Origin of the sequence: Pseudomonas sp. Z5-35, assembly GCF_051131945.1 — a bacterium.
Lineage (GTDB): Bacteria > Pseudomonadota > Gammaproteobacteria > Pseudomonadales > Pseudomonadaceae > Aquipseudomonas > Aquipseudomonas marvdashtae.
Genome location: NZ_CP071640.1, coordinates 567,559 through 579,826, shown reverse-complemented (window position 1 = coordinate 579,826; position 12,268 = coordinate 567,559). Strand labels below are relative to the sequence as shown.

At 59.9% G+C, this 12,268-nt stretch carries 11 protein-coding genes; 7 read left to right on the top strand and 4 right to left on the bottom strand.

Annotation, left to right across the window (positions count from 1 at the left end; translation table 11 throughout):
- Positions 1 to 123 precede the first annotated feature (123 nt).
- The 7 genes from pqqA to J3P95_RS02720 all read left to right on the top strand — a co-directional run bounded on the left by pqqA (position 124) and on the right by J3P95_RS02720 (position 6,399).
- Positions 124 to 198, top strand: coding sequence for a pyrroloquinoline quinone precursor peptide PqqA (pqqA, locus tag J3P95_RS02750; RefSeq protein WP_003177660.1), 75 nt, complete (start codon positions 124 to 126; stop codon positions 196 to 198).
- Positions 199 to 277: 79 nt separating this feature from the next.
- Positions 278 to 1,189, top strand: coding sequence for a pyrroloquinoline quinone biosynthesis protein PqqB (gene pqqB, locus J3P95_RS02745; protein ID WP_434560542.1), 912 nt, complete (start codon positions 278 to 280; stop codon positions 1,187 to 1,189).
- An 11-nt stretch (positions 1,190 to 1,200) separates the two neighbouring features.
- Complete coding sequence (gene pqqC / locus J3P95_RS02740) at positions 1,201 to 1,953, top strand: pyrroloquinoline-quinone synthase PqqC (RefSeq protein WP_434578791.1); 753 nt, start codon at positions 1,201 to 1,203, stop codon at positions 1,951 to 1,953.
- Positions 1,950 to 2,225: a pyrroloquinoline quinone biosynthesis peptide chaperone PqqD gene (gene pqqD, locus J3P95_RS02735; RefSeq protein WP_434578793.1), complete on the top strand. Its 276-nt coding sequence runs from the start codon at positions 1,950 to 1,952 to the stop codon at positions 2,223 to 2,225. Before pqqC ends, pqqD begins: the two co-directional genes overlap by 4 nt.
- Entirely contained in the window at positions 2,197 to 3,366 is a 1,170-nt protein-coding gene (gene pqqE, locus J3P95_RS02730) for a pyrroloquinoline quinone biosynthesis protein PqqE (protein WP_434578795.1), read from the top strand. Before pqqD ends, pqqE begins: the two co-directional genes overlap by 29 nt.
- On the top strand, positions 3,332 to 5,158 hold the full coding sequence (locus J3P95_RS02725) for a prolyl oligopeptidase family serine peptidase (RefSeq protein WP_434578796.1): 1,827 nt from the start codon (positions 3,332 to 3,334) through the stop codon (positions 5,156 to 5,158). The genes pqqE and J3P95_RS02725 overlap by 35 nt, the downstream gene beginning before the upstream one ends.
- A 305-nt stretch (positions 5,159 to 5,463) precedes the next feature.
- Entirely contained in the window at positions 5,464 to 6,399 is a 936-nt protein-coding gene (locus tag J3P95_RS02720; protein WP_434557345.1) for an IS110 family transposase, read from the top strand.
- Between the two features lie 64 nt (positions 6,400 to 6,463).
- On the opposite strand, the gene J3P95_RS02715 is transcribed toward J3P95_RS02720, so the two are convergent.
- The 4 genes from J3P95_RS02715 to J3P95_RS02700 form a co-directional block, all read right to left on the bottom strand.
- The gene (locus J3P95_RS02715; protein WP_186614268.1) at positions 6,464 to 6,622 is read right to left on the bottom strand and encodes a YqaE/Pmp3 family membrane protein; all 159 of its coding nucleotides are present in this window, start codon (positions 6,620 to 6,622) and stop codon (positions 6,464 to 6,466) included.
- A gap of 340 nt (positions 6,623 to 6,962) precedes the next feature.
- Complete coding sequence (locus J3P95_RS02710) at positions 6,963 to 8,741, bottom strand: acyl-CoA dehydrogenase C-terminal domain-containing protein (RefSeq protein WP_434578798.1); 1,779 nt, start codon at positions 8,739 to 8,741, stop codon at positions 6,963 to 6,965.
- 131 nt (positions 8,742 to 8,872) lie between these two features.
- Complete coding sequence (locus J3P95_RS02705) at positions 8,873 to 10,669, bottom strand: acyl-CoA dehydrogenase C-terminal domain-containing protein (protein ID WP_434578799.1); 1,797 nt, start codon at positions 10,667 to 10,669, stop codon at positions 8,873 to 8,875.
- 91 nt (positions 10,670 to 10,760) lie between these two features.
- Complete coding sequence (locus J3P95_RS02700) at positions 10,761 to 12,050, bottom strand: diguanylate cyclase (RefSeq protein WP_434578801.1); 1,290 nt, start codon at positions 12,048 to 12,050, stop codon at positions 10,761 to 10,763.
- Between the last annotated feature and the right edge of the window lie 218 nt (positions 12,051 to 12,268).

The following is a 12,268-nucleotide window of genomic DNA, read 5'->3' as shown; positions in this document are numbered from 1 at the left end:
AATTTGTCAGATTTAGTAACATAGGTGTTTAGGCATCTGAACATCTCCTGTCGGAGATGGACTATATGTATAGGTCCCAACCGTCCTAACTAACCCAAGCATCCCAACCAAAGGAGTATTCCCATGTCCTGGTCCAAACCCGCCTATATCGATCTGCGTATCGGCTTCGAAGTCACCATGTACTTCGCCAGCCGTTGATGACAGCAGGCGATCAGTACGCAACACAACGCCTCGGTCATCCGGGGCGTTTTTATTTCGGTTTGCAGATGGAGCGGCCATGTTCGTCCAGATTCTAGGTTCCGCCGCCGGCGGCGGTTTCCCCCAGTGGAACTGCAACTGCGCCAATTGCGCGGGTTTTCGCAACGGCAGCCTGCGGGCCCAGGCGCGCACCCAGTCGTCCATCGCGATTTCCGATGACGGTGTGAGCTGGGTATTGTGCAACGCCTCCCCGGACATCCGCGCCCAGCTCCAGGGCTTTGCCCCGATGCAACCTGGCCGGGCCCTGCGCGACACCGGCATTGGCGCGATCATCCTGATGGACAGCCAGATCGACCACACCACTGGCCTGCTCAGCCTGCGCGAGGGCTGCCCGCACCAGGTCTGGTGCACCGACATGGTCCATGAAGACCTGAGCAGCGGTTTTCCATTGTTCAATATGCTGACCCACTGGAACGGCGGATTGAGCTGGAACCGCATCGAACTGGACCAGAGCTTCACCGTCCCGGCCTGCCCGAACCTGCGTTTTACCCCGCTGCCGCTGCGCAGCGCCGCACCGCCCTATTCCCCGCATCGCTTCGACCCGCACCCTGGCGACAACATCGGGCTGATCGTTGAAGACCTGCGCACAGGCGGCAAATTGTTCTATGCCCCGGGCCTTGGAAAAGTCGACGCCCCGCTGCTGGAGATCATGGCCGGCAGCGACTGCCTGTTGGTGGACGGCACGATGTGGGACGACGATGAGATGCAGCGCCGTGGCGTCGGCACCCGCACCGGTCGGGAAATGGGCCACTTGGCACAGAACGGCCCCGGCGGCATGCTTGAAGTGCTGGAGCATTTGCCGAAGCAGCGCAAGGTGCTGATCCACATCAACAACACCAACCCGATCCTTGATGAAGACTCCCCCGAGCGGGCCGAGTTAGTGCGACGCAATGTCGAGGTCGCTTACGACGGTATGAGCATCGAACTGTAGGAGCGTCCGAAATGACTGACACACCATTGACCACTGCAGAATTTGAAGCCGCCCTGCGTGCCAAGGGCGCGTATTACCACATCCATCACCCGTATCACGTGACGATGTATGAAGGCCGCGCCACTCGCGAACAGATCCAGGGCTGGGTCGCGAACCGCTTTTACTATCAGGTAAACATTCCGCTCAAGGACGCCGCGATCCTGGCCAACTGCCCGGATCGGGAAATCCGCCGCGAGTGGATCCAGCGCCTGCTCGACCATGACGGCGCGCCCGGCGAAGACGGTGGTATCGAAGCCTGGCTGCGACTGGGCCAGGCGGTGGGCCTGGACCCCGATCAACTGCGCTCCCAGGAATTGGTGCTGCCGGGCGTACGTTTCGCGGTGGACGCCTACGTCAACTTCGCCCGCCGCGCCTCTTGGCAAGAAGCCGCCAGCAGTTCCTTGACCGAACTGTTCGCCCCACAGATCCATCAGTCGCGCCTGGACAGCTGGCCGCAGCATTACCCCTGGATCGACCCGACCGGCTACGAGTATTTCCGCACCCGCCTGGGTCAGGCCCGGCGTGACGTCGAACATGGCTTGGCCATTACCTTGCAGCACTACACCACTCGTGCGGGTCAGGAGCGCATGCTGGAGATTCTCCAGTTCAAACTGGACATCCTCTGGAGCATGCTTGACGCGATGAGCATGGCCTACGAATTGAATCGCCCGCCCTATCACAGCGTGACCGGGCAGCGCGTCTGGCACAAAGGGATTACCTTATGAGTTTCGATCGCAGCAAAACCCCTCGCTGGCGCCAAGGCTATCGTTTCCAGTATGAACCGGCCCAGAAAGGCTATGTGTTGCTCTATCCTGAAGGCATGATCAAGCTCAATGACAGCGCGGCGCTGATCGGCGGCTTGATCGATGGCGAGCGGGATGTCGCAGCGATCATCGGCGAGTTGGCGACGCAGTTCCCCGGCGTGCCGGAACTCGATGACGACATCGAGCAGTTCATGGAGGTCGCCCGTGCAGAGCACTGGATCGAACTTGCCTGACATCACCGGCCTGCCGCCCAAGCCAGACGTCGGCCTGCCGCTGTGGCTGCTGGCCGAGCTGACCTATCGTTGCCCGCTGCAATGCCCGTACTGCTCCAACCCGCTGGACTTTGCCGAGCAAGGCAAGGAGCTGAGCACCGAGCAGTGGTTCAAGGTGTTTCGCGAAGCCCGGGAAATGGGCGCCGCGCAGTTAGGTTTTTCCGGTGGCGAGCCGCTGGTGCGCCAGGACTTGGCCGAGCTGATCGGCGAGGCGCGCAAGCTGGGTTTCTACACCAACCTGATCACCTCCGGCATCGGTTTGACCGAGCAGAAGATCAGCGACTTCAAGAAGGCCGGGCTGGATCACATCCAGATCAGCTTCCAGGCCAGCGACGAGCAGGTGAACAACCTCCTGGCCGGCTCGAAGAAAGCCTTCGCGCAGAAACTGGAAATGGCTCGGGCGGTGAAAGCCCACGGCTACCCGATGGTGCTGAATTTCGTCACCCATCGGCACAACATCGACAAGATCGACCGCATCATCGAGCTGTGCATTGCCTTGGAAGCCGACTTCGTCGAACTCGCCACCTGCCAGTTCTATGGTTGGGCACACCTCAACCGCGTCGGCCTGCTGCCTACTCGTGAACAATTGGTGCGGGCCGAACGTATCACCAACCAATACCGCGCCAAGCTGGAAGCCGAGGGCAATCCGTGCAAGTTGATCTTCGTAACCCCGGACTATTATGAAGAACGCCCCAAGGCCTGCATGAACGGCTGGGGCAGTATTTTCCTGACCGTCACGCCGGACGGCACGGCATTGCCATGCCACGGCGCCCGGCAGATGCCGGTGCAGTTTCCCAATGTGCGCGACCACAGCATGCAGCACATCTGGTACGACTCGTTCGGCTTCAACCGTTTCCGCGGTTATGACTGGATGCCCGAGCCCTGCCGCTCCTGCGATGAAAAGGAGAAGGACTTCGGAGGGTGTCGCTGCCAGGCGTTCATGCTCACGGGCGACGCCAGCAATGCCGATCCGGTGTGCAGCAAATCCGCGCATCACGGGATGATTCTCAAGGCTCGCGAAGACGCCGAGCACGCCACTCAAACCATCGAGCAACTGGCCTTTCGCAATGAACGAAACTCGCGCCTCATCATTAAGGGCTGAGCCCTTCAGCGCCGCCCAAGCCGTCGCGGCGGGCGTCGACTTTGCCGAACTGCAATTGGGGCCTCAGGGCCTGTTCTGGAATGAATACCGTCCCGAAGACGGCGCTTGCCGGATCTGGCAGTGGCAAGACGCCAAGGCCCGCTGCCTGACCCCGGACGGCTTCAGCGCACGCAGTCGGGTCTACGAATACGGCGGCGGATCATTCTGCCTGAGCGATGACGGCGTGCTGTTTGTCAACGAGGCGGACCAACAGGTGTACCACCAGGCGCTGGCGGGAGGGCCTCCGTTGGCTCTGACCCAGGGCGACTGTCGATATGGGGATTTGCGCTTCGCCGCCGGGCAGGTGCTGGCGGTGGAAGAACAGGCCAATCAGCATCGGTTGGTCTCGATCGGGCTGGTGGCCCACCAGCGGCGCGTGCTGGCAGCCGGTGCGGATTTCTATGCCTCGCCGACGCAGAGCCCCGATGGCCAGCGACTCGCCTGGATCGAGTGGAGTCGCCCACACCAGCCCTGGACGGTCACGCGGCTGATGGTTGCCGAGCGCAACGCCACAGGTTGGGAAGAGCCGCGTTGTGTGGCGGGTGACAAGGACGAAGAGTCGATTCAACAACCGCGCTTCGATGCCTCCAGTCGCCTCTATTGCCTGACCGACCGCGGCGGGTACTGGCAGCCCTGGGTTGAACGTGCCGGCGTTCTCGAGCCGCTGCCCGCCGTCGACGCCGATCACGGCCCCGCACCTTGGCAATTAGGCGGTTGTACCTGGTTGCCTGTAGATGAAACCACTTACCTGGCAAGCTGGACCGAAGCCGGCTTTGGGCGGCTGGGCCTGCGCAGCGACAGCGTGCTCGAAGATCTCACCGGCAGTTACAGCCGCTTCCGCAGCCTGGCGCTCGATGAGCAATTCGTTTATGCCGTTGCCGCCTCGCCGATCAGCCCATCGGCAATCATCGCCATCGAACGGCAAAGCCGTGAAGCAGTGGTATTGGCGGGCGGCATCGCGCCATTGCCCACCGAGCAGATCAGTCGCCCTCAAACCCTGCGCTACCCTTCTGTCACAAGTGAAGCCCACGGATTCTTTTATCCGGCCATGAACGCCGAAGAAAAACCGCCCTTGGTGGTGTTTATCCACGGCGGGCCAACTTCAGCTTGCTACCCGATGTTCGATCCGCGCATCCAGTACTGGACCCAGCGCGGCTTTGCCGTTGCCGACCTCAATTACCGCGGCAGCAGCGGCTACGGACGCGCCTATCGACAGGCACTGCATCTGGACTGGGGCGTGGCGGACGTCGAGGATGCTTGCGCGGTCGTTGCGTACTTGAACGAGCAGGGTCTGATCGATGGGCGTTGCGCGTTCATTCGCGGTGGCAGCGCCGGTGGGTATACGACGCTGTGCGCCCTTGCATTCCGTGATGTATTCCGTGCCGGCGCCAGCCTCTATGGCGTCAGCGATCCCATTGCCCTGGCCCATGCCACCCATAAATTCGAGGGAGACTACCTGGATTGGTTGATCGGCGACCCGCAACAGGACGTCGAACGCTACCGGGCCCGGACTCCGCTGCTGCACGCTGAAAGCATTCGCGCCCCGGTGATATTTTTCCAAGGCGAATTGGACGCGGTGGTCGTGCCACAGCAGACCCGGGACATGGTCAAGGCATTGGAGGACAACGGTGTCGCCGTCGAGGCGCACTATTACGCCGTTGAGCGTCACGGCTTTCGCAAGGCTGCGAACCAGGCGCATGCGCTGGAGCAGGAGTGGTTGTTTTATCGCAAGGTGATCGACGCTGGCTTATGAAATGACGAGCTTTTGTGGCGAGGGAGCTTGCTCCCGCTGGGCCGGTCCGACGCCTCGGGCGTAGCGGCCCCAAGCGTTTGCGACGGGAGCAAGCTTGTGTCTTTAACTGAGGTAATGTCAGAGATGAGAGGGGTGAATGGCAGCTGATGAGCAGCGGTGCCTTTTGAGCACGTGAGGGAGCCAAGCTGCCATCCACTCTTTTCACTCTGGTTCCAAGCTCGAACAGTTGACTGAGTCCGACCTCGAACAACAAGCGTGAGCCAGACCAGAGTGACCTCTCGCCCCTAAGCCTAGAGGTTTTACTCATGACTGCCTACGCCGGAATTGATGTGTCCAAAGCCACTTTGCAAATCGCGCTATTTCCCCAGGCAGGCGAACTGAGTGTGCCTAACACCGCCGAAGGGCTCGCCAAACTGGCTGGCTGGCTTGCTGAGAGACAGGTTGTGCGTGTTCTAGTTGAAGCGACAGGCGGCTATGAAAAGCTGTCGGTGCGGCTGCTAGCCAAGACCGGTTTTAAGGTTCAGCGAATCAACCCGGTTCGCGCTCGCCAGTTTGCGCAGGCTATGGGCAAGCGCGCTAAAACCGATCCCATTGACGCGCGAATGCTGGCGACGTTTGCTTCGGCCTTGGAGGAAAAAAACTTCATTTTCCCCGATGAGGCCCGCGACAAGCTTACCGAGTTGGTTAATCAGCGTGATGTCTTCATCCAGCAACGGGACGATAACCGGCGCCGTATTCAACAAGCGCAAGAGGCAGACGTGTTGGATGCTTATAGGGAACTCAATGCCAAACTCAAAGAGATGATCGCCGCCGCGGATAAGCGTATAGCCGCGCAAAGCCGGCAAATCGATGCCGAACTAATGGAGCGTTTGCGCTCGATCAAAGGGGTTGGCCCGGTGACCATCAGCAGCTTGTTCTGCTACCTGCCAGAATTGGGAGACCTGAGCCGTGGACAGGTCGCAGCGTTGGCTGGTGTAGCCCCCTATAACAACGACAGCGGGGCCAAGCGAGGTGTTAGGCGCATCTATGGAGGGAGATCAAGGCTACGTCGAGCGGTGTACATGAGCACTTTGGTTATGGTCCGCCACAACGATGATTTCAAAAACCGTTATGCCCGCCTTCGGGCAGCGGGAAAATGCTCAAAGGTAGCGTTGGTTGCGTGTATGCGTGTGTTGTTGATCAGGCTGAATGCCATGGTTCGGGATGGAAAACCATGGCAAGACCAACCTGCCAGCCGTTAGTCGGAGGAGAAGTTAAAGACAGTTGGCTCCCTCGCCACAGAGTGAGTCCTTCCCTTGGAAAGCTTCAGCGCTTGGCGATGATGTACACCGCATGCACGATGCCGGGGATATACCCCAACAGAGTCAGCAGAATATTCAGCCAGAATGCCCCGCCAAACCCGACTTGCAGGAAGACACCCAGCGGTGGCAGCAGAATGGCGATGATGATGCGAACGAAATCCATGAATAACTCCTGATGGGCGATGGCCACGTTGCCATATAGCCCATGGACACCTGACCACTCGTCAGGGTTCAGTGAGAGTCGACACAGAGACGGCCCGAACGGGCCTTTGGACAAGACAAAAAACGCGGACAAAAGAAAACCCCGCCGAAGCGGGGCTTTGCAGACTGTTTCCCTGACATCCATTTCACTCCGCCTTCCTGGCAGAATCCTACGTGTCCGTGTTGTTACTTGCGCGTCCTGCGCTACGTCCATGGAAGCTAGATTAGCCCTGGATCCAATCGGCCGGTAGAGGGAAATTGCCAGCACGTCATGTAAGCATTTGCTTACATGACGTCACATTTTAGAATTGACCGGGTTCCAGCAGGAACAACGACTCGCTACCGGCCTTCACCGAGGCGCTCAGGGAGTGAATACGTGGCAGCAAGCGGGCAAAGTAGAATCGCGCCGTGCCCAGTTTGCTCGCATAGAAGTCATCCTGGCCTTCCTTGCCCATGGCGGCTCTTGCCATCAAGGCCCACATGTAGGCATAGGCGGTGTAACCGAAGGCCTGCAGGTACTCCACCGAAGCCGCGCCAATCTCATTAGGGTTGTTTTTCGCCCGGTCCAGCAACCACTCGGTCATCTCGTCCAGAGTGCCGACGGCATCGTTCAATGGCTGGGTAAACTCCGCCAGGTCTTTGCTCGCGTTAGCGGTGAAGTGACGGATTTCATCGGCAAACAATCTATAGAACGCCCCGCCGGTGCCGACGATCTTGCGCCCAACCAGATCCAGCGCCTGGATACCGTTGGTGCCTTCGTAGATCTGGGTGATGCGAACATCGCGCACCAGTTGTTCCTGGCCCCATTCACGAATGTAACCGTGGCCGCCGAAAATCTGCTGGCCATGGACCGTGGTTTCCAGCCCGAGGTCGGTCAAAAAGGCCTTCGCCACTGGCGTCAGCAGGGCGACCAGGTCTTCGGCGCGTTTGCGGGTGCCCGGGTCTTCGCTGAACTTGGCGGTGTCCAGTTGCATCGCCACGTAGGTGGAGAATGCGCGACCGCCTTCGTTCGAGGCTTTCATGGTGAGCAACATGCGGCGCACGTCAGGGTGGACGATGATCGGGTCGGCGACCTTGTCCTTGTTCTGCGCGCCGGTTGGCGAACGGCTTTGCAGTCGATCACGGGCGTATTCGATGGCGTTCTGATACGAGCGCTCGCCGGTGGCCAAGCCCTGGATGCCAACGCCCAGACGCTCGTAGTTCATCATGGTGAACATCGCCGCGAGGCCTTTGTTCGGTTCGCCAACCAGATAACCCACCGCTTCATCGAAGTTCATCACGCAGGTGGCCGAGGCCTGGATGCCCATCTTATGTTCGATCGAACCACAGTTGGCCGCGTTGCGCGCGCCCAGGCTGCCGTCGGCATTGACCATGAATTTGGGCACCAGCAACAGCGAGATGCCTTTCGGGCCTGCCGGTGCGTCCGGCAGTTTTGCCAGCACCAGGTGAATGATGTTCTCGGTGAGGTCGTGTTCGCCGCCGGTGATGAAAATCTTCGTGCCGCTGACTTTGTAGGAACCATCGGCCTGGGGCTCAGCCTTGGTGCGAATGATCCCCAGGTCCGTGCCGGCATGCGGCTCGGTCAGGCACATGGAGCCGGCCCAGATACCCGCGTACATATTCGGCAGGTACGCCGCCTTCAATTCGTCGCTGGCATGGGCGTTGATCGATAGGCAGGCCCCGGCTGTCAGCATCGGATACAGCCCGAAGGAGAGGCTGGCGGAGTTGACCATTTCCTCGACCTGGGCCGAAACAGCCTTGGGCATCCCCATGCCGCCATACGCGGGATCACCACCGACACCGACCCAACCGCCTTCAGCGTAAGTCTTATAAGCCTGTGGGAAACCTGCCGGCGTCGTGACGGCACCGTCGACCCAATGGCAACCCTCTTCGTCAGCCGCGCGGCTGAGGGGAGCGATGCTTTTGCTGGTGACCTTGCCGGCTTCTTCCAGAATCGCTTCGACAGTTTCAGCGTCTACGGTTTCGGCCAACGCCGGCAGTTGAGCCCAGAGTTTCGTGACCTCGAACACTTCATTGAGGACGAAGCGCATATCGCGCAGGGGCGCTTTGTAGTCAGCCATGGCAAACCTCGCAGGATCTAAACAATTGGTTCGTAGGAAAACGGCTCTCGCAGTGATCCGGAGTGTACCTCAACAACTTTTGAGACACATAGGGTCAACCTGTGACTTTTTCACTACTTATAGTCACAAGCTCAAAAGGCAAACAGCTCCGCCGGCAAATTCATCAGACAATCGCTTCCTGCCTCGATAGCGGCCCGATGGGCGGCTGTACGTGGCAGCAGACGCTTGAAATAAAACTCACAGGTCGCCAACTTGGCCCGGCAGAAATCTGCGTCCCCACTGCCGTTATCCAGTTGCGATTGCGCCACCAATGCCATGCGCAACCAAAGGTAAGCCAGGATGATGTAACCGCTGTACATCAGGTAATCCACCGACGCGGCCCCTACCTCATCCGGGTTTTTCATGGCCGCCATGCCGACCTGAGTCGTCAGCTCGCCCCATTGCTGGTTGAGCCCGTCGAGCTGGGCAATGTAATCCTTGAGCTGCGGGTGGGCGACGTTGGCCACGCAGAACTTATGGACAATCCTAGTAAAGCCGCGCAGCAACTTGCCTTGGCTGCCCAAGACCTTGCGCCCCAGCAGGTCCAAGGCCTGGATGCCATTGGTGCCTTCATAGATCGGCGCGATGCGGCAGTCGCGCACCAGCTGTTCCATGCCCCATTCGCGAATGAAGCCGTGGCCACCGAAGACCTGCATGCCATGGTTGGTCACCTCCAGGCCAGTGTCGGTCATGAAGGCTTTGCAGATCGGCGTGAGGAATGCCAGCAGGTCTTCGGCTTCCTGGCGGGCGCTTTCGTCGTTGCTCAGGTGCGCGGTGTCGAGTAGTTGCGCAGTGAAATACGTCAGCGCCCGGTTGCCTTCGTTGAAGGCCTTCATAGTCAGCAGCATCCGACGCACATCGGGATGGACGATGATCGGATCGGCGGCTTTTTCCGGCGCCTTGGGGCCGGTCAATGAACGCATCTGCAGCCGATCGTTGGCGTATTTGATCGCACCCTGGAAACTCGCCTCACCCAGGCACAGGCCCTGCATGCCAGTGCCGAGGCGAGCATGATTCATCATGGTGAACATGCAGTTGAGGCCTTTGTTCGGCTCGCCGATCAGGAAACCCTTGGCCCCATCGAAGTTCAGCACGCAAGTGGCCGAAGCCTTGATGCCCATCTTGTGTTCGATCGATCCGCAGGAAACACCATTGCGCTCCCCGGCTTCGCCCGTGGCGTCGGGCAGGAACTTGGGAACGATGAACAACGAGATGCCTTTGGTCCCGGCGGGGGCATCCGGCAACTTGGCGAGCACCAGATGGATGATGTTATCGCTCATGTCGTGCTCGCCGGCGCTGATGAATATCTTGCTGCCGGTCACCGCATAGCTGCCGTCCGCCTGGGGCACGGCGCGGGTCTTGATGATTCCCAGGTCGGTGCCGCAATGAGCTTCGGTCAGGCACATGGTGCCGGTCCACTGGCCGGCGGTGAGCTTGTTGAGGTAGGTCTGCTTCTGCTCCTTGGTGCCATGGGCGTGGATGGCAGACATGGCGCCGTGGGTCAGGCCGGGGTACATGCCCCAGGACGTATTGCTTGAACCGATCATTTCGCTGATGACCAAGCCCAGGGAACTGGGCAGGCCTTGACCGCCGAAGGCTGGATCCGCCGCCAGGCCATGCCAGCCGCCCTCCACATACTGTACGAAAGCCTGCTTGAAACCTGTAGGCGTGGTGACTACGCCGTTGTCGAAATGGCAGCCCTCTTCGTCACCGGAACGATTGAGCGGCGCCAGCACGTTCTCGCAGAAGCGGGCACCTTCGTCGAGGATCGCGCTGACCATGTCCGGGCTGGCATCGCTGGCGCCCAGCTCGGCGTAGCGGCCATGGAAATCGAAGACGTGATCGATCAGAAAGCGCATGTCGCGCAGGGGGGCTTTGTACTCGGGCATGGTGGTTTTCTCCGGTAGCAGATCGTTTCAACCTACTGCCGGCGATCAAGGCCCACAATCACAGTCCAGACGCTGAATGCGCCGTCATCACTCAACCCGCGGCAGCCTCCATGCGCACCGCGCCGCGCCGGTTCTGCCCGAAGGCAATCACACAGTTACGCCCCGCTCCCTTGGCGTTATAGAGCGCTTGGTCGGCTGATTTGAGCACTTCTTCGGGCGTGCGCTGTTCGACGCGTTCCGCGACGCCGATGCTGACCGTCACCGATACGCTGGAAGCGCCGGTGCCGGAGCGGCGTTGGCGACCCTGTAGATCGTCATGGGGACGGTTGTCGGGGTTGCGCAGCTGAATGGCATACGTCTCGATGGACTGGCGGATGACTTCCAGATGGGGCATGCACTCATCGATGGTCTTGCCTGCGAACACCAGGGCAAATTCTTCCCCGCCGTAGCGATACGCCCTACCGCCACCGCCGATCCTCGACAATTTGCTGGCGACCAGGCGCAGCACCTGATCACCCACGTCATGGCCGTGGGTGTCGTTGAATTTCTTGAAGTGGTCCACGTCACTCATCGCCAGCACATAGTTGCGTCCCAGGCGCTGCATGCGTTCGTTCAGTGCCCGACGGCCCGGCAGGCCGGTGAGCTCGTCGCGGAACGCCATTTGATACGCCTCATGGGCAACCGCGGCGGCGATCATCAGCATCACTTGGCTGCACATGATGTTCAGGGTGAACGGCAAGATGAATGTCTTCGGCAGCATCCAGAACAGCCCCAGCAATCCCACCAGTTGCGCCGCGTGCAAAGGACGCGGGTTGCGCCAGTATTGCCAGGCCAGCAGCACGAACGCAGCGGCGAACACCGGGTAGGACAGCTGGATCAGGCTCATCCAGGCGCCGTGCAACGCTGGCCAGCGGATCTCCGAGAGCCACAGCAGCAAGGCTTGGGGGAAACTCTGCTCCAAGGCCAAGGCCACGCCACCAAATGCCAGTAGCACCGCAAAACGCGCCACCATGTCTTGGAACAAGTGAGTACGCTCCTGCCACGCCGCGAACAGCCCGAACAACAGCGGTAGCAACAGGCAGACAAGATGGAACACCACAGCCGCGTCTTCGCGGACCTTGCCGTTATCGCGGTAGAAATCGGTCTGGGTGTCCAGCAGGAAATAGGCGATGTACACCGTTGCCATCAGAAACAGTTCACGCTGACGTCGGTAAACCGCGCAGTACGCACCCCCCAATAGCAGCACCAACGTGGGAAGGACGTTGAACAGGGAGGTGAAGAAAACGTTGAGGTCCTTGACGTAGGCAGCCGCCAGCCCCGCCAGCAATAGCACTGTCGACGGTAGGAAATGGCTGAAACGCATTGCGGAAAAACGCGGCAAGGGTAAAGCTCCGACCCGGCTGATCAAAGATGGCATTGTGCCTGCAACTGGAGCATTAAGGCACGCGGGATGTGAAAGATGTCACACTGCCATCGCTGTAACGGCAGAGGCGGGAGTTTTCTTAGGGCACTGTTGGATGAATATGTTTCAGGGTCTGCGTAGATCCTTGAGCAAGCGTGCACAAAAAAGCCGCAGCTCCCGAAAGAGCAGCGGCTTCT